General features: G+C 71.0%; 13 protein-coding genes. 2 read left to right on the top strand and 11 right to left on the bottom strand.

Annotated features, from left to right (window positions below):
- Window positions 1–24: 24 nt before the first annotated feature.
- On the bottom strand, window positions 25–1,977 hold the full coding sequence (locus ACFYPC_RS13270; protein ID WP_388674512.1) for an AMP-dependent synthetase/ligase: 1,953 nt from the start codon (window positions 1,975–1,977) through the stop codon (window positions 25–27).
- Window positions 1,978–2,059: 82 nt separating this feature from the next.
- Window positions 2,060–2,878, bottom strand: a complete 819-nt coding sequence (locus tag ACFYPC_RS13275) for an SDR family NAD(P)-dependent oxidoreductase (RefSeq protein ID WP_388674514.1) — start codon at window positions 2,876–2,878, stop codon at window positions 2,060–2,062.
- A 179-nt stretch (window positions 2,879–3,057) separates the two neighbouring features.
- Here ACFYPC_RS13275 and ACFYPC_RS13280 point away from each other — a divergent pair, with 179 nt between their 5' ends.
- The gene (locus ACFYPC_RS13280; protein ID WP_388674516.1) at window positions 3,058–3,633 is read left to right on the top strand and encodes a TetR/AcrR family transcriptional regulator; all 576 of its coding nucleotides are present in this window, start codon (window positions 3,058–3,060) and stop codon (window positions 3,631–3,633) included.
- A 1-nt stretch (window position 3,634) separates the two neighbouring features.
- Here ACFYPC_RS13280 and ACFYPC_RS13285 read toward each other — a convergent pair whose 3' ends face one another.
- From ACFYPC_RS13285 to ACFYPC_RS13300, 4 genes are all read right to left on the bottom strand, one after another.
- Window positions 3,635–5,218 (bottom strand): von Willebrand factor type A domain-containing protein, encoded by a 1,584-nt coding sequence (locus ACFYPC_RS13285; RefSeq protein WP_388674518.1) that lies wholly within the window; start codon window positions 5,216–5,218, stop codon window positions 3,635–3,637.
- A gap of 153 nt (window positions 5,219–5,371) precedes the next feature.
- Window positions 5,372–6,235 carry an ABC transporter permease gene (locus ACFYPC_RS13290; protein WP_388674520.1) on the bottom strand — a complete coding sequence of 288 codons (864 nt, stop codon included), beginning with the start codon at window positions 6,233–6,235 and terminating at the stop codon, window positions 5,372–5,374.
- On the bottom strand, window positions 6,232–8,889 hold the full coding sequence (locus ACFYPC_RS13295; protein ID WP_388674522.1) for an alpha/beta fold hydrolase: 2,658 nt from the start codon (window positions 8,887–8,889) through the stop codon (window positions 6,232–6,234). The genes ACFYPC_RS13290 and ACFYPC_RS13295 overlap by 4 nt, the downstream gene beginning before the upstream one ends.
- Before the next feature lie 130 nt (window positions 8,890–9,019).
- Entirely contained in the window at window positions 9,020–10,429 is a 1,410-nt protein-coding gene (locus tag ACFYPC_RS13300) for an APC family permease (RefSeq protein WP_388674524.1), read from the bottom strand.
- 412 nt (window positions 10,430–10,841) lie between these two features.
- Between ACFYPC_RS13300 and ACFYPC_RS13305 the strand changes: the two genes are divergently transcribed.
- Window positions 10,842–11,681 (top strand): hypothetical protein, encoded by an 840-nt coding sequence (locus tag ACFYPC_RS13305; protein WP_388674526.1) that lies wholly within the window; start codon window positions 10,842–10,844, stop codon window positions 11,679–11,681.
- Window positions 11,682–11,741: 60 nt separating this feature from the next.
- Here the strand turns inward: ACFYPC_RS13305 and mmsA are convergent, their stop codons facing one another.
- The 5 genes from mmsA to iolC are packed head-to-tail and all read right to left on the bottom strand — an operon-like array spanning window position 11,742 to window position 17,937.
- Window positions 11,742–13,244, bottom strand: coding sequence for a CoA-acylating methylmalonate-semialdehyde dehydrogenase (gene mmsA, locus ACFYPC_RS13310; protein ID WP_388674528.1), 1,503 nt, complete (start codon window positions 13,242–13,244; stop codon window positions 11,742–11,744).
- A 14-nt stretch (window positions 13,245–13,258) separates the two neighbouring features.
- Window positions 13,259–15,193, bottom strand: coding sequence for a 3D-(3,5/4)-trihydroxycyclohexane-1,2-dione acylhydrolase (decyclizing) (gene iolD, locus ACFYPC_RS13315; protein ID WP_388674530.1), 1,935 nt, complete (start codon window positions 15,191–15,193; stop codon window positions 13,259–13,261).
- The gene (gene iolB / locus ACFYPC_RS13320) at window positions 15,190–16,005 is read right to left on the bottom strand and encodes a 5-deoxy-glucuronate isomerase (RefSeq protein ID WP_388674532.1); all 816 of its coding nucleotides are present in this window, start codon (window positions 16,003–16,005) and stop codon (window positions 15,190–15,192) included. Before iolB ends, iolD begins: the two co-directional genes overlap by 4 nt.
- 7 nt (window positions 16,006–16,012) lie before the next feature.
- Window positions 16,013–16,975 (bottom strand): deoxyribose-phosphate aldolase, encoded by a 963-nt coding sequence (locus tag ACFYPC_RS13325; RefSeq protein ID WP_388674534.1) that lies wholly within the window; start codon window positions 16,973–16,975, stop codon window positions 16,013–16,015.
- A complete protein-coding gene (gene iolC / locus ACFYPC_RS13330) occupies window positions 16,972–17,937 on the bottom strand; it encodes a 5-dehydro-2-deoxygluconokinase (protein ID WP_388674536.1) in 966 nt (321 codons plus the stop codon). Before iolC ends, ACFYPC_RS13325 begins: the two co-directional genes overlap by 4 nt.
- Between the last annotated feature and the right edge of the window lie 61 nt (window positions 17,938–17,998).

The following is a 17,998-nucleotide window of genomic DNA, read 5'->3' on the forward strand; positions in this document are numbered from 1 at the left end:
GCACCTCGGCGGCCCGCTCTCTTTTCATGTCCGGTGTTCCCGCTCGGCCCCCTGCGCCGCGCCCTCGTAGAGCGCCGCGATCTCATCCCCGTACGCCGCCGTCACCGCGTGGCGCCTGACCTTCAACGACGGGGTGAGCAGTCCGTTGGCCTCGGTGAACTCGCCTGCCACCAGGGTGAACCGGCGGATGGACTCGGCGCGCGAGACCGCCTCGTTCGCGTGGTCGACGGCTTTCTGGACCTCGGCGTGCATCCGGGGGTCGGCCGCGAGTTCGGACAGCGGGGTGTCCGCGGGCATGTCACGTACCGCGAGCCAGTGGGCGACGGACTCGGGGTCCAGGGTGATCAGGGCGGCGACGTAGGGGCGGTTGTCGCCGACGACGACGCACTGGGCTACGGGCGAGCGGCTGCGCAGACGGTCCTCCAGGACCGCGGGTGAGACGTTCTTGCCGCCGGAGGTGACAAGGAGGTCCTTCTTGCGGCCGGTGATGGTGAGGTAGCCGTCGTCGTCGAGGGCGCCGAGGTCACCGGTGGCGAACCAGTCGTCCCGCAGTACCGCGTCCGTGGCCGCCTGGTTGTTCCAGTAGGCGCCGAAGACGACACCGCCTTTGATGAGGACCTCTCCGTCGTCGGCGATGCGGATGGCGGTGCCGGGGACCGGGAGGCCGACGGTGCCCGGGCGGGGGCGCAGCGGCGGGACGATCGTCGCCGCCGCTGTGGTCTCGGTGAGGCCGTAGCCCTCGTAGACGATGATTCCGGCGGCGTGGAAGAAGAGGTTGAGGTCGCGGTCGAGCGGGGAGCCGCCGCTGATGGCGTAGCGTGCCCGGCCGCCGAGTTCCTTGCGGATGCGGCGGTAGACCAGCAGGTCGTAGAGCGCCCAGGCGGCGTACAGGCCCGGTCCTGGTCCCTTTCCGGTCCCCAGGAACTTGTTCAGGTATGCCTCGCCGAAGCGGACGCCGATGCGGTCGGCGCGGTCGAAGGAGGCGCTCCGGCCGATCTTCTCGGCGGTCGCGCGTCCGGTGTGGTGGATCTTCTCGAAGAGATAGGGCACGCCGACCAGGAACGTGGGCCTGAACTCCCGCAGGGCGGGGCGGAGTTCGTCGGGTTTGATGCTCGGGCTGTGGCCCACCTCGATTCGGGCCATCAGGCAGGCGATCTGGAGGGTGCGGCCCATGATGTGGGCGAGCGGGAGGAAGAGAAGGGTCGAGGCGGTCTGGCCGGTGACCTCCTCGAAGACGGGGTGCAGCAGCTCGACCGTGTTGGCGGCCTCGGCGTGCAGATTGGCGTGGGTGAGGACGCAGCCCTTGGGGCGGCCGGTGGTTCCGGAGGTGTAGCAGACGGTGGCGATGGTGTCGGGGGTGAGGGCGGCGCGGCGCTTGACCACTTCCTCGTCGGTGATGTCCCGGCCCAGGGTGGCGAGTTCGGCCATGGCGTGCGCGTCCAGCTGCCAGACGCGCGGGGGTTCGGGATGCCCGGCCACGGCGGTGCCCACGGTGTCCGCGTTCACCGGCGTCTCGACGATCGCGAAGCGTGCGCCCGAGTCCCTGACGATCCACTCCACTTGGGCGGCGGACGAGGTCGCGTAGACGGGGACGCTCTGGCCGCCCGCCGCCCAGATCGCGAAGTCGAGGACCGTCCACTCGTAGCGGGTACGGGACATCACCGCGACCCGCCCGCCCGGTTCCAGGCCGGCCGCGATCAACCCCTTGGCGGTGGCGGTGACTTCGCGGGCGAAGGCCGCCGCGGTGACCGGGTGCCAGGTGCCGTGTTCCTGGCGGCGCAGGACGACAGCTCCCGGGAACTCGGCCGCGTTGGTGAAGGGCAGGTCGGCGGTGCTGCCGGTGGTGGGGGCCGGGACCAGGCGTGGGGTGCGGGCCTCTCGGACGGTGCCGGTCGAGTCCCTGGTCAGCTCCACCTCCGTGCGGGACGCGAGGCCGGTGTGCTTCCCGGCCCGCTTCAGGTCCTTGCGTACGCCCATGACGGCTCCCGGTCGCAGGGTGCTGAACGGGGTCAACTTACCTGGGCGCAACGGAAATTGAATGGACTCCGTGGAGGTCGGCTCAGGTGGCCGCGGGTTCGGAGGGCTGCCGCTGCGGCTCCAGTACCTTGCGTGTGATGCGCTCGGCGATCGCCGCCACCAGGGTGCGCGGGCGGCGCGGGTTCAGGTGGGCGCCGAGTGCGTTGCCCAGCCCCGGGGTGACATACGCGCGATCGCGGTCGAGGGCGCGCAGAGCCGTGCGGACGACCGGTTCCGAGGTGGTGAAGGAGCCTGACAGCGCGGCCTTGCGGGTGCCGATCACCTCGAAGAAGTTCGTCTCGACCGGGCCCGGACACAGGGCCGTGACCCGGATGCCGCGGCCTCGGTACTCCTGGCGCAGCGCCAGCGAGAAGTTGAGGACGAAGACCTTGGTGGCGCTGTAGACCGCGAAGTACGGGCCCGGCTGGTAGCCCGCCGTGGAGCCGACGTTGAGGACGGCTCCGGAGCCGCGCTCCAGCATGCCGGGGAGCACCGCGTGGGTGAGATCGACGAGAGCGACGACGTTGACCATGATCTCGTCGTGCTCGCGTCGCGGGTCTATCTCCTCGAAGCGGCCGCAGGTGCCGAAGCCGGCGTTGTTGACCAGCAGGTCGACGGTGAGACCGCGGGCGGCGAGGGCCTCGGCCACGCGGTCGGCGGCGTCGGGCTCGGCGAGGTCCTGGGGCAGGACGTGCGCCTGGACGCCGTACGCCGTACGCAGCCGGTCGGCCAGTTCTTCGAGGCGGTCCCGGGAGCGGGCGAGAAGGATCACGTCGTGACCGCGGGCGGCGAGTTGGGTGGCGAACTCGGCGCCCAGTCCGGCGGAGGCGCCGGTGATGAGGGCGGTGGATGTGGTGGTCATGGCTGTTTCCCCTTCAAAGGTCGGGTCGGGGTGACGACAAGTCGAACGTCTAACTAAGACACCAATGTAGCGCTTAATTTATTAATTGCAACAGCCCTGATTCACTTATCAAGGGAACAGCAACCGCGACGTATCATCTATGTCCAGTGGGGTCAGGAGCCGACGGAGTGGAGGTGCCCATGGGACGAGCGCTGCGGGCCGATGCCGAGCGCAGTGTGCGCGCGATTCTGGAGGCGGCCGAGCGGGTGCTCGCCGCCGATCCGGGCGCGTCCATGGAGCAGATCGCCGAGGCCGCCGGGGTGGCCAGGACGACGGTCCACCGGCGCTTCGCCAGTCGGCAGGCACTGATCGAGGCGCTCGCCGAGTCAGCCGTACGGCAGCTCACGCAGGCCATCGAGGACGCGCGGCCGGACACCGCGCCGCCGCTGGTCGCGCTGCACCGCGTCACCGCCAACGTGCTGCGGATCAAGGGGGCTTGGAGCTATGCCCTGGGGCGGCCGGCCGACGAGGGCGGCGCCGCCGCGGCGAGCTGGGACCAGGTCGGGGCGCGCTGCGTCGAACTCCTGGGGCGGGCCAGGGACGAGGGCCTGCTCGACCCGGCGGCGGACCTGGAGTGGGTCCGCCGCGTCTACTACGCCCTGATCGGCGAGGCCCTGCACGGCGACGAGCGGCCGGACCCCGATCCCGAGGCCCTGGCGACACTCGTCGTCGACACGCTGCTGTACGGCGCCGGGCGGCGGCCCGGCGCCGTCTGACTCAGCGCCTCATGCCGGTCGCTGTTTCGATGGCGTCGGCGAGTTCGCGTACCGCCTTGTCCTCCGTGCTGGACGCCAACTCGTCGGCGCGGGACCTGAGTTCGCTCAGGGGAAGGCTGCCCGGGAGGCGCGTCCAGCGGTTGTCTCCCTGGCGCAGGGCGTCGGCGAAGTAGGCGGCGACCGCGGCGACCTGGAAGCGGTCGGAGGAGGTCCAGAGGTCGTCGTCGAGGTCACCGGCCTCCAATTGGCCCGACTCCTCGTGCGGGGAACGGGTTTCGGGGTCGAGCCAGCGGACGCTCGCCGTGGCGAGGTGGCCGGAGGCGCCCGGCTTGGTGCGGACCGCGTAGAGGGCGGTCACCGTGTGGCCGGGGCCGACCTCGCCGCCGTCCACGCGGTCGTCGCGGAAGTCCTCGTCGGCGACCTGGCGGTTGTCGTAGCCGATGAGCCGGAACTGCTCGACCGTCGCCGGGTCGAAGGCGACCTGTGCCTTGGCGTCGCGGGCGGTGAGGTCGATGTTCTGCGGAAGTTCCTCGCAGAAGACCTCTCGGGCGTCCTCGGTGTCCGAGACGTACGTCGTGTGGCCGTCTCCCTTGTCGGCGAGCTGCTCCATCAGGGCGTCGCCGTAGTCGCTGCCGACGCCGACGCCGAAGAGGGTGATGCCGTGCTCGCGGCGGTTGTCCGCGATGCGCTCCAGGATCGTGTCGGCGTCGGTGTCGCCGGTGTTGGCGAGGGCGTCGGAGACGAGGACGACGCGGTTGGTGGCGCCCTCGCGCAGGCCTTCGGTGGCTGTGGCGTAGCCGGTTTCGATGCCGGCGCCGAGGTTGGTCGAGGACTGGGGTTCCAGGCGGTCGACGGCGGCGTGGACACGGTCTCGGTGGTCGCCGAGCCGGGTCATGGGCAGGACGGTCTCGGCCTCGTCGCTGAAGGTGACCAGGGCCACCGAGTCGTCGTCGCGGAGGCGGTCCGTCATCACGTCCAGGGAGCCCTTGGCCAGGTCGAGGCGGCCCGGTTCGTCCATGGACCCGGAGACGTCGATGACGAACGTGAGGGCGGCGGGCGGGCGTTCGCTGTCCCCGTCCTCCGCTCGGGTGGCGAGGCCGACCCGGACGAGCGACCAGGCTCCGTCGTCGGTGCCGGTGCGGGCGCCGTCGACGGTGACGGAGAAGCCGTTGCCGTCGGGGCGTTCGTAGTTCTGGCGGAAGCTGTTGACGAACTCCTCGGGGCGGATCGTCGACGGGTCGGGCATCCGGCCGTCCGCGAGGGTGCGGCGGGCGTAGCCGTACGAGGCGGTGTCGACGTCCAGCGCGAAGGTGGAGAGGTAGTCGGGCGACGGGGCGAACTCGCGGCCCTCGTCGCCCTGTTGCTCACCGCTCTGTCCGCCTTGGGTGGCGCCCGAGGAGTAGGCGGGAGCGGGCAGTGGTCCGGTGCCGTCGTCGCGGTCCGACGAGTAGCCGTGATCGTTCTCGCCGCCCGCGCTGCATGCGGTGAGCAGCAGGGCGCCGGCGGTGGTCAGGGCGAGCAGTGTGCCGTGCAGTCGACGGCTGCGGGTGGTGGCAGCCTTCGCCCGTATGTGGTCCTTCCCCATCTGTGCCCCCTCGGTGAGCGGCCTGTGATTGGGCCGACGTCTGTGACTGTGACGTCCGAGGGGGCCGAGATGTGCGCTACGGAGCGTTGCGGATGGATCTCGAAGAGGCCACGGTGGGCGGCCGTCGAGACCGGTAGGAGATCCTCCGGAGACCTACGACACGATGTCCTTGCGCCGGAAACCCCGGAAGGCCAGGGCAAACAGGACGAGCGCGTACGTTACCGAAATCGCGGCGCCCTGGATCATGCCCGACCACTCCATTTGGGGCTGGACGGCGTCCGCCCAGGCGAACTGCCAGTGCGCCGGCAGGAAGTCGCGCCAGTGGCCAAGGGCGGTGACGGCGTCCAGTACATTCCCCACGATCGTCAGGCCGACCGCTCCGCCGACCGCGCCGAGGGGCGCGTCCGTCTTGGTCGACAGCCAGAACGCGAGCCCCGCGGTGACCAGTTGGGAGACGAAGATGTACGCCACCACGACCAGCAGGCGCTGCGCCGCGGTGCCCGCGGAGAGCGCGCCGCCGGTGGGGATCTCCAGGGGGCCCCAGCCGTAGGCGGCGGTGCCCACGATCACCGCGACGACCGGCAGCAGCACCATCGCGGCGAGGCTGAGGCCCAGCGCGACGGTCAGCTTGGACCACAGCAGGCGGGCCCGGGGCACGGGCGCCGCCAGCAGATAGCGCAGCGAGGACCAGCTCGCCTCGGAGGCGATGGTGTCGCCGCAGAACAGTGCGACGGGGATCACCAGCAGGAAGCCCGCGGAGACGAAGAGGTTCACCGCGGCGAAGTTCGCGCCCGACGCGGTGGCCGTGTCCATCAGCGAGATCTGGTTGCCGCGCCCGCCCGGCGTACCGCCGATCGCGAACGCCGCGACCAGCACGAAGGGCAGCACCGCGAGGATCGCCCCCATCACCAGGGTGCGGCGCCGCTTCAGCTGCCGGAGGAGCTCGACGCGCAGCGGCAGGGTCCGGCGCGCCCGGTATCCGTCGGCCGTCTCGGCCCGCTCGACGAGGGTGCTCATGCGTTGCCCCCGATCAGGGTGAGGAAGGCGTCTTCGAGTCGGCGGTGGGGGCCCACCGATTCCACGGGTACTTCGAGCCGTACGAGTTCCACGACCAGGCGCTGTGCGCTGCCGCCGGGTTCGAGCCGGACCAGGATCCCGTCGTCGGTGACGACGGCCGAGGCCACGCCCGGCAGCGCGCCGACCTTCTCGGCGATCGGCTCGTCCACCCGGGAACCCGTGCCGACGAGGAGGGTTTCGCCGGAGCCGACGATCTCGGACACCGGACCCGCCTGCATCAGCCGGCCACGGTCCATGACCACCAGGTGGGTACAGGTCTGCTCGACCTCGGCCAGCAGGTGGCTGGAGACGATGACCGTGCGGCCGGCGGCGGCGTAGCGGATCATCACCTCGCGCATCTCGCGGATCTGCGGCGGGTCGAGGCCGTTGGTGGGTTCGTCGAGGATCAGCAGGTCCGGGAGGCCGAGCATGGCCTGGGCGATGGCCAGGCGCTGGCGCATGCCCTGGGAGTAGGTGCGGACGGCGCGGGCCAGCGCGTCGCCGAGGCCCGCGATCTCCAGGGCCTCCTCCAGGTGGGCGTCCTCGGGCGGGCGGCCGGTGGCCTGCCAGTACAGGTCCAGATTGTCGCGGCCCGAGAGGTGCGGCAGGAAACCCGCGCCCTCGACGAAGGCGCCGACCCGGGAGAGGACCGGCGCGCCCGGCTGGATCTCGTGGCCGAAGACGCGGATCTCGCCGCCGTCCGGCTTGATCAGGCCCATCAGCATGCGCAGGGTGGTCGTCTTGCCCGCGCCGTTCGGCCCGAGGAGGCCCAGGACCTGGCCCTTCTCCACGCGGAACGACAGCTCCCGTACCGCGTAGCGGTCCGCCGACTTCGCGTACCGCTTGCTCAAGTCGGTGATCTGGAGCGGGACTTCGGCCAGCTCGGGGTCGGGCGGAGCGGCGGTCGTCCGGCGCCGGCCGGTCAGCAGCAGGGCCGCCGCGAGCAGTGCTCCGGCGAGCGGCAGCCACCAGACCCAGGAGGGGAGCGACGCGGCGGCCGTCGTCACGGCGGGGGCGGTGGGGATGTGCAGGTCGCTCTTCAGGGAGACCGTGTACGTCGCCGGGGCCGCCGGTGAGGCGTAGCCGAGGTCCGTCGAGGCCAGGACCAGACGGAGCCGGTGACCCTCCTGCACCTCGTGGTCGATGGCCGGCAGGGTGATCGTGACGTCCTTGCCCGCCTTGGCCCCCTCGACCCGGACGGGAGTCACCAACTGGGACGGGAGCACCTGTTGCCCGCCGCCGGGGCCGATGTCGTACACCTTCGCGAAGAGGACGGCCTCGTCGCTGCTAGACGTGACGTGCACGGTCACCGTGGGCGATCCGGTGATCCGCAGGTCGCTGCCGACGGGGGCGGACACGAACTGCGCGTACTGGCCCGGGAAGTCGAGCGACACCCCGACGCCGAAAGAGGAGAGCTGGGACAGGCCGGCCGCGCCGCCGAGGCCGGGGAGGGCCGAGATGGCGGGCGGGTTCGCGCCCGCCGGGTTCTCGAAGCTCTGCTCGCGTCCGGCCAGCTCCACGGCGTGCTCGCCGCTCTCCAGGCCGGGGTACGTGTCGCCGCTCGCGCCCCGGAGCAAGGCGGCGCCGTCGGTGGAGTCGACTCCTCCGGTGCGGGTCACGCGGAACGCGGGGCCGGTGTCGACGCCCGTCTCGTCCTTCAGATACCGGTCGAACCAGGAGCCGACCCGGGCCTGGACGCGGTCCGCCTCCAGGTCGCCGCCGTCGTGCCCGCCGGAGATCCAGTCGACGTCCACCGGTGCGCCGTTGGCGCGGATCTGCTGGGCCATGGCGTCGCCCTGGCCGAGCGGGAAGAGGGAGTCGGACTGGCCCTGCACGATGAGGGTGGGCACCTTGATGCGGTCGCCGACCGCGGAAGGGCTGCGTTCCTCAAGGAGCTTGGTGGCCGCCGCGTCCGGCTTTCCGGACTCAGCGACGCGGTTGTACATCTCGCACAGCTGGGCTTCGAGGTTCTCGCAGCCGCCGCCGGCGTTGACGAAGATGCCGGCCCAGAGCTTCTTGAAGACGCCGTTCGGGAAGAGGGCGTCCGACAGGTTCCAGTAGGTGATCTCCGGGGCGATCGCGTCCACCCGCGGGTCGTAGGCGGCGGCCTCCAGGGCGATCGCCCCGCCGTACGAGGCGCCGGTCATGCCCACGCGCGGGTCGCCGGCCTTGTCGAGCTGGACCTCCGGGCGCTTCGCCAGCCAGTCGATGAGCTTGGAGACGTCGGCGACCTCGCCGTCCGGGTCGTTCAGCCCGATCTTGCCGGTGGACTTGCCGAAGCCGCGCGCCGACCAGGTCAACACCGCGTATCCGTCCCGCGCGAGCTGCTCGGCCTGCGCCTTGACGTCGTCCTTGCTGCCGCCGAAGCCGTGCCCGAGGAGTACGGCGGGGCGGCGGTCCGCGCTCGGTCCCGCGGTGAAGTACGAGGTGTCGATGCTCACCCCGCCGCCCATGTCCATGAGGCGGTCGGCACGCTGTACGGACGGGGCGCCGTCGGAGGCGGCGGCCGTCCACGTCCCGGCGCCGGCGAGCACCACGACGGCGGCCGCGGCGGCGATCCACCGTCGCGGCCGCCGCAGTGCGGGCACCCGGGGTCGGGGCAGTCGAAGATCCATGCGTCAACGGTAAGGCCCGCTGCTGTCAACCGATGCCGCCGCCGGTCTGAACCCCCGCCCCTCCCACGGGAGTACGGGCCCACCCCGGCATACCGCGACCGTGGTACGAGCAGCCTGTCCGGATGTCCGATTATGTCCGGGCGTCCTCCGGGATCGACACCAGCCACCGGGTCCCGCGGCGCGGGCGCAGGTAGCAGGCCCAGTACAGGGTGGCGACGGCCACGATGCCGCCGGTCCACAGGAGGTACTCGGCCTCCTGCATGCTGAGGACGTACGCGAGGACGGCGATCAGCAGGACCGGCACGGCGGGCCACAGGGGCATGCGCCAGGCGGGCGTGTGGGCGTGCGGGCCGCGCCGGGCGAACAGGGCGGCGACCGCGACGAGCAGGTACATGCCGGTCACCGAGACGCCGGTGACGCCGTACAGGGTGTCCAGGTCGACGAAGCAGAGGGCCGCGCCGGGCACGCCCACCAGGAGTGTGGCGACCCACGGGGAGCCGAAGCGGCCGAGCCTGGACAGCACTCCGTTGACCGGCTCGGGCCAGGCCTTGTCACGGGCCGAGGCGAACAGGACGCGGGAGTTCTGGATGACCATGACGATGCCGGCGTTGATGATCGCGAGGGCCACGCAGAGGCTGACGAAGGTGCCGACGGCGGAGTTCGACCAGGCGGTGACCATGGTGCTGATGTCGCCGCCGGTCAGGGCCGCGAGGTCGGGTGCGCCCATGGTGATCGCGACCACCGGCACCAGGATGATCACCGTCGAGAGGGCGAGGGTGGTCAGGACGGTGCGCGCGACGTTGCGGCGCGGGTTCTCCAGCTCCTCGGAGAGGTAGACCGCGGTCGAGAAGCCCTGGGTGATGAAGAGCGCGATCGCGAGCCCGGAGACCACCAGCATTGCGGTCACGGTGTCGGTGTGGCCGCCGGATCCGGTCACCTGCATCGAGGTGAGGCTGCCGAGGCCGCGCTCGCTGTGCGAGAAGCCGAGGACCGCCACGACGGCCGCCGCGATGACTTCGAGGACCAGGAAGACGCCGGTGATCCAGGCGTTGGCGCGCAGGTCGAGCAGGCCCGCGAGGGTGGCGAGCAGCATGACGCCGGCGCCCGCCATCGAGGGGTTCAGATGCACGACCGGCGCCAGGTAGTCCGCCGTGCCCATGGCGATCACCGGCGGCACGATCATGACCACCAGGAGGGAGAGGACGAAGACCAGCCAGCCCGCGAGCCGTCCGGCCATCGTCGAGACCATGGCGTACTCACCGCCCGCGCTGGGGATGAGGGTGCCCAGCTCCGAGTAGCAGAACGCCACGGCTATACAGAGCAGCGAGCCGATCGCGATGGTGAGCGCGGTCGCCGTGCCGAGGGACGAGAAGAGGTCGGGTACGACGACGAAGAGCGTGGAGGCCGGCGTCACGCAGGACAGCGTCAGCAGGGTGCCGCCGACGACGCCGATGGAACGCTTGAGCTTGCGGGGGCCGTCGGACGCCGTGGGGGCGAGGTCCGGGACGGCGGTCTCGACAGGGCGGAGCGTGTCGGTCATGCGGCGGTTCCGATCGACTTGTCGTACGTCAGATGGCTCGGGCGGGAGCGTTATCGCCTCCGGCGGCTCGCGTCGTTCATCTCTTCGTCCGCTCCCGGCGTTGATGGAACCTTGACGGAAACCGTTGCGTCAATGGCCGTTTAGCTACGGAATCCGCAATATCGGGGCGACGTGGTTCACACCCGTTTCCCAGGTTTTGACATCCGAGGGAGGCAATCATCAAGAGTCAGGAGAATATGACCTTGCTTTCAAAGGACGTTCAGGGCAATCACCTCTGGCATCCGTTTCATCACTTGTCGACGGGAACCGCAGCCGCGAGGCGGAAACTCGCCTGGAATATTCCGCCGCTCCGGAAGCCTGCGGAACAGTAGAGTCCTGTTTCGCAGGGGAAGCACAAACAGGGGTGGGGAACATGAAGCACATACGCATGGCGGTCTGGGCCGGGGTGACCGCGGTGGCGCTGGCCGGTACCGCCGGATGCGGCGGGGCGAGCACGCAGGCGGCCGAGGCGGTCAGCCACGCCGATGCGATCCTCGCGGCGCTTGGGCGGGCGACAGACCGGACCGAGGCGCTCGGCTCCGCCGAGGTCAGGATGTCCACCGTTGTGGGCAACGGCAGCCCGATCGCCATGGAAGGCACGTACTCCTGGGGCGACGGCTTCGCCTACGACGTCGAGATGGACACCGCGGCCGCCCAGATGGAGACGCTCACCGACGACCCGACGATCCACTGTCTGCTCGTGGACGGCGCCTACTACTACGACACCGACCCGCAGCCCTCCGGCCCGCTCGAGGGCAAGGAGTGGATGAAGGTCGACGCGTCGGCGATGTTCGGCGAGCAGGGCGCCGAGGCGCTCAGCGGGAGCGGCGGCGGCAGCCCCGCGGCCTCCATGAGAAGCCTCAAGTACGCGAACGACGTCGAGGATCTCGGCACGGAGACGGTCAACGGGCAGAGCACGACCCACTACCGGGCCGAGATCGACGCCGCCCAGATGGACAAGTTCAGGGCGGCCGACGGCGAGGACAACGCCTTGGACGCGGTGACCGGCGGCAGCGGATCGACGACCACGGACATCTGGGTCGGCGCCGAGGACCTGCCCGTGCGCCTGAAGCAGCAGATCGGCACCATGACGGTCACCATGGACTTCGTGAAGTTCGGCGCCACCGCCGAGATCCAGGCCCCGCCGGCCGCGCAGACCGGCGACCTCACCGAAGCGGTCAAGGACGCCTACGCACAGCAGGGCACCGGCTGAGACGGACACGACGGTGCCCCGCCCCGAGCTCGAAGAGCTGGGGCGGGGCACCGTGGCGTTTCAGTGGTTGCGCGGGAAGCCCAGGTCCACGCCGGTCGGGGCCTCGGAGGGGTCCGGCCAGCGGGTGGTGACGACCTTGCCGCGGGTGTAGAAGTGCGTGCCGTCGTTGCCGTAGATGTGGTGGTCGCCGAAGAGGGAGTCCTTCCAGCCACCGAAGGAGTGGTAGCCGACGGGGACCGGGATCGGCACATTCACGCCGACCATGCCCGCCTCGACCTCCAGTTGGAAGCGCCGGGCCGCGCCGCCGTCCCGGGTGAAGATCGCGGTGCCGTTGCCGAACGGCGAGGCGTTGATGAGGGCGACGCCCTCCTCGTACGTCTCCACGCGCAGCACGCACAGCACCGGGCCGAAGATCTCGTCCTTGTACGCGTCCGAGGTGACCGGCACCCGGTCGAGCAGCGAGAGGCCGATCCAGTGGCCGTCCTCGAAGCCCTCCACCGTGTGACCCGTGCCGTCGAGGACGACCTCGGAGCCCTGGGCCGCCGCGCCCGTCACGTACGAGGCGACCTTGTCGCGGTGGGCGGCCGTGATCAGCGGGCCCATCTCGGAGGCCGGGTCGTTGCCGGGGCCGATCTTGATCTTCTCGGCGCGCTCGCGGATCTTCTGGACCAGCTCGTCGCCGATCGCACCGACCGCGACCACGGCCGAGATGGCCATGCAGCGCTCGCCCGCCGAGCCGTAGGCCGCGGACACGGCCGCGTCCGCCGCCGCGTCCAGGTCGGCGTCCGGGAGGACCAGCATGTGGTTCTTGGCGCCGCCCAGGGCCTGCACGCGCTTGTGGTTGGCCGCGGCGGTGGTGTGGATGTAGCGGGCGATCGGGGTCGAGCCGACGAAGGAGACGGCCTTGACGTCCGGGTGCTCCAGGAGGCGGTCGACGGCCACCTTGTCACCGTGTACGACGTTGAAGACGCCGTCGGGCAGACCGGCCTCCGCGAGCAGCTCGGCGATCTTCATCGCGGGCGACGGGTCCTTCTCCGACGGCTTCAGCACGAAGGTGTTGCCGCAGGCGATGGCGAGCGGGAACATCCACATCGGCACCATGGCCGGGAAGTTGAACGGCGTGATGCCCGCGACCACGCCCAGCGGCTGCCGGATCGAGGCCACGTCGACCCTCGACGCCACCTCGGTCGACAGCTCGCCCTTGAGCTGCACGGTGATCCCGCAGGCCAGGTCGACGATCTCCAGGCCGCGCGCCACCTCGCCGAGCGCGTCCGAGTGGACCTTGCCGTGCTCGGCGGTGATCAGCTCGGCGATCGCGTCACGGTTGGCATCCAGCAGCGCGCGGAACCTGAACAGGATCGTCGTCCGCCTGGCCAGCGAGGACTGGCCCCAGGTCGCGTAGGCGTCCTTCGCGGCGGCGACGGCGGCGTCCACCTCGTCGACGGTCGCGAAGGCGACCTGGGTGGTCACGGCGCCGGTCGCCGGGTCGGTGACCGGCCCGTACGTACCCGACGCACCCTCGACAGCCTTGCCACCGATCCAGTGGTTGACAGTCTTCGTCATGGCCAAGAACTCCTTCACAGATGGCGGCGTCGGGCGGCGACGTGCCTTTCGTACTCCTCGCGCGCCTTGACCGCCGACGATCGCGTCGCGGTCTCGGCCACAGGTACATCCCACCAGGCTTGGGCCGGAGGCGCGCCCGACACTGTGTCTGCCGTTTCGGTCTCCACGTAGACACAAGTGGGAGTGTCGGCGCTCCGTGCCTCGGCGAGGGCGGCGCGCAGGTCACGGACGGTTTTCGCGCGCAGGACGCGCATCCCCAGGCTGGCCGCGTTGGCGGCGAGATCCACCGGCAGCGGTGCCCCCGTGTAGGTGCGGTCCTCGGCCCGGTAGCGGTACGCGGTGCCGTACCGCTCGCCGCCCACCGACTCCGAGAGGCCGCCGATGGAGGCGTACCCGTGGTTCTGCAGGATGAGGACCTTGATCGCGATGCCCTCCTGCACGGCCGTGACGATCTCGGTCGGCATCATGAGGTACGTGCCGTCGCCGACCAGCGCCCAGACGGGGCGGTCGGGCGCCGCCATCCGTACGCCGATCGCGGCCGGGATCTCGTAGCCCATGCAGGAGTAGCCGTACTCGACGTGGTACTGGTCCCGCGACCGCGCCCGCCACAGCTTGTGCAGGTCGCCGGGGAGCGAACCGGCCGCGTTGATCAGGATGTCGTCCTCGGTGACCAACTCGTCGAGGACACCGAGGACTTGTGGCTGGGTGGGCCGGATGTCGATGTCCTCGGCCTCGTAGGCCGCGTCGACCCGGTACTCCCAGCGCTCCTTGTCGTCGCTGTACTCGGTGGCGTACGCCGGCTCGGTGCGGTGCTTGTGCAGCAGCAACGCCTCGGTGAGGGCTTCGAGTCCGGCGCGCGCGTCGGCGATCAGCGGGATCCCGGAGAGCTTGTGACCGTCGTACGGCGCGATGTTGAGGTTCAGGAAGCGGACACCCGTACCGGCGAAGAGGGTGCCGGAAGCGGTGGTGAAGTCGGTGTAGCGGGTGCCGACGCCGATCACCAGGTCGGCGGTGCGGGCGAGTTCGCAGGCGGTCGCCGTGCCGGTGTGGCCGATGCCGCCGACGTCCTGCGGGTGGTCGAAGCGCAGCGACCCCTTGCCGGCCTGCGTGGAGGCGACGGGAATGCGGGTGGCGGCGGCGAGTTCGGCGAGCGCCTCCTCGGCGCGGCTGTGGTGGACGCCGCCGCCCGCGACGATGAGGGGGCGGCGGGCCTCGCGGATCGCCCGTACGGCGGTGGCCAGTTCGGAGGCGTCGGCCGCCGGGCGGCGCACGGTCCAGGTCCGCTCCGCGAAGAACTCCTCGGGCCAGTCGTACGCCTCCGCCTGCACGTCCTGCGGCAGCGCGAGCGTCACCGCGCCCGTCTCGACGGGGTCGGTGAGCACCCGCATCGCCTGGAGGGCGGCGGGGATCAGGGCCTCGGGGCGGGTGATCCGGTCGAAGTACCTCGACACCGGGCGCAGACAGTCGTTGACCGACACATCGCCCGCGTAGGGGACTTCGAGCTGCTGGAGGACCGGATCGGCGGGGCGGGTCGCGAAGGTGTCGCCGGGGAGGAGCAGCACCGGGAGGTGGTTGATCGTCGCGAGGGCGGCGCCGGTCACCAGGTTCGTGGCACCGGGGCCGATGGAGGTGGTGACGGCGTGTGTGGCGAGCCGGTTGGACTGGCGCGCGAAGCCGACCGCCGCGTGCACCATGGACTGTTCGTTACGGCCCTGGTGGTACGGCATCTCGTCCGCGTACTCGACGAGCGCCTGGCCGAGCCCGGCGACGTTGCCGTGGCCGAAGATCCCCCAGGTGGCGCCGATCAACCGGCGCCGCTCGCCGTCCCGTTCCGTGTACTGCGCGGCCAGGAACCGCACCAGCGCCTGGGCGACCGTCAGCCTGGTCGTCGCGTCCGGCGTCCTCGACGCCTTCGTCGCCGTCGGCACCTTTGCCTTCGGATCCGTCATTGGTACCCCTCGGTGTGCTCTGGGTGGAAGCAGATCCGCCACTCCCGCCCCTCCCCCGGTCCCGCCATCACGTTCAGGTAGTACATCGCGTGGCCGGGCTGGGCGATGGACGGGCCGTGCCATCCGTCGGGGACGAGGACGGCATCGCCGGTACGGACCTCGGCGAGGACGTCGGATCCGCCCTCGTGCGAAGGGAATACGCGCTGATAGCCGAATCCGTTCGGTCCTTCGATCTCGAAGTAGTAGATCTCTTCGAGCTCCGACTCCAGGCCCGGCCGGTGTTCGTCGTGCTTGTGGGGCGGATACGAGGACCAGTTGCCGCCGGGCGTGATGACCTCGACGGCGATGAGCCTGTCGCACTCGAAGGCGTCGGCAGCGGCGAAATTGCGCACCTGGCGGGCGCAGTTGCCGCTGCCGCGCTCTTCGACGGGTACCTCCGGCGCGGGGCCGTAGCGGGCGGGGAGTAGGCGCTCGCACTTCGCTCCTGCCAGGGCGAAGCGGCCTCCCGCGCCGGAGGCGATCTGTGCCCGGGCGTCGCGGGGCAGGTACGCGAAGTCGCTGACCCCGCTGAACACACTGTCCCTGCCCAGGATTTCGAAGTGCAGGTCCTCGATGTCCACCGTGCAGCCGCCGCTGAGCGGCAGCACGATCCACTCGCTGTCACCGGTGGTGAAGGTGTGCGTGCCACCGGGGCCGAGCTCCACGACGCGCAGGCTGCTGTGGGTCCAGCCGGCCCGCTTGGGATCGATGTCGAGGACGTACTGTGCGCCCGCGGAGGCGCCCTTGGGGACGTACAAGCCGTTGCTGGTCATCGGGTCCTCACAACAGTCCGACGGCGGTGTCCACGGCCGCGGTCACATCGCCGTCCGCCGGGTAGAGCAGCGAACGGCCGACCACCAGGCCCTGGACAGTGGGCAGTTGAAGCGCGCCGCGCCACTTCTCGTACGCGCCCTCCTGGTCCTCGCCGACCTCGCCGCCTAGGAGCACGGCGGGCAGCGTGGACGTCTCCATGACGCGGGCCATGTCGTCGGGGTTCTCGGTGACGGGGACCTTCAGCCAGGTGTACGCCGAACTGCCGCCGAGGCCGCTCGCGATGGCGATGGACTTGGTGACCGCCTCGGCGCTGAGATCGTTTCGGAGGGTGCCGTCCGCGCGGCGACGGCAGAGGAACGGCTCGACGAACACCGGGAGTTGCCGCTGCGCCATCTCGTCGATGACACGGGCGGTGGATTCCAGGGTGCGCAGCGAGCCCGGGTCGTCGTAGTCGATGCGCAGCAGCAGCTTGCCCGCGTCGAAGCCGAGCCGCTCGATGTCCTGCGGGCGGTGCCCGGTGAACCGGTCGTCCAACTCGAAGGAGGCGCCGGCCAGTCCGCCCCGGTTCATCGACCCGAGCACGACCTTGTGGTCCAGGGCGCCGAGCAGGAGCAGGTCGTCGAGTATGTCGGCGGTGGCGAGGACGCCGTCGACTCCCGGGCGGGACAGCGCGATGCAGAGCCGCTCCAGGAGACCGGCACGGCTCGCCATCGCGAACTTGCGGTCACCGACGGCGAGGGCTCCGCGGGCCGGGTGGTCCGCGGCGACGATCATCAGACGGCCGCTGTCCTTGACGAGGGGGCGGCGGATCCGCCGGGCGGCGGCCTCCGCGATGGCTTCGGGGTGGCGGGCGCGGGTGCGGACGAGTTCGGCGACGTCGACTCGGCTGTACGGCGCGGGGGTGCCGGCTTCGTGCGCGGCCGGGTCGCCGCCTTCGTGTCTCGCGCCCCCGACCTGGCCGGCCCTCACAGCACCGCTCCCGCCGTGAGCGCGGCCTCGACCTCGTGCGGGGTCGGCATCGCGGAGGAGCACTCCAGGCGGGACGCGACGATGGCGCCCGCGGCGTTGGCGTACCGCATGATCCGCTCCAGGTCCCAGCCGGCGAGCAGGCCGTGGCAGAGGGAGCCGCCGAAGGCGTCGCCTGCGCCGAGACCGTTCAGGACGGTCACCGGGAGGGGCGGGACCTCGGCGGAGGTGCCGTCGCGGTGGACCGCGAGGACACCCTTGGGGCCCTGCTTGACGACGGCGAGCTCGACGCCGGCGTCCAGCAGGGCGCGGGCGGCGGCATGCGGTTCGCGCTCACCGGTGGCGATCTCGACCTCGTCGATGTTGCCGACGGCGACGGTGGTGTGGCGCAGGGCCTCGGCGTAGAAGGTGCGGGCGGAGTCGGGGTCCGTCCAGGCTGTGTCTTTCCAGAACATGGGGCGCCAGTCGAGGTCGAAGACCGTCGTACCGGCCTTGGCCCGGTGGGCCAGCGCCGCGAGCGTCGCCGTGCGGCTGGGCTCCTCGCTCAGGCCGGTGCCCGTCATCCAGAAGATGCGGGCCTCGTGAACGGCGTCGAGGTCCAGCTCATGGGCGTCGATCTCCAGGTCGGGGGCCTTGGGCTGCCGGTAGAAGTACAGCGGGAAGTCGTCCGGCGGGAAGACCTCGCAGAACGTGACCGGGGTGGGCAGGCCGGCAACCGGCGTGACCCAGCGGTCGTCGACGCCGAAGTCGCGCAGCGCCTCGTGGAGGTAGGCACCGAAGGGGTCGTCGCCCGTGCGTGTGATCACCGCGGTACGCCGCCCGAGCCGGGCCGCGGCCACCGCGACGTTCGTCGCCGACCCGCCGAGGAACTTCCCGAACGTGGTCACCCGCGCCAGCGGGACCCCCGTCTGCAACGGGTAGAGGTCCACGCCGATCCGCCCCATGGTGATCAGGTCGTACGCCATCGAGTTCCCTTCCCTTCGGCTGCACCCAAAGGTCTAGTCGGGTCCGGGGAGCCCTGTCAAT

Source organism: Streptomyces sp. NPDC005808 (assembly GCF_042871385.1).
In the GTDB taxonomy this organism is placed as follows: Bacteria; Actinomycetota; Actinomycetes; order Streptomycetales; family Streptomycetaceae; genus Streptomyces.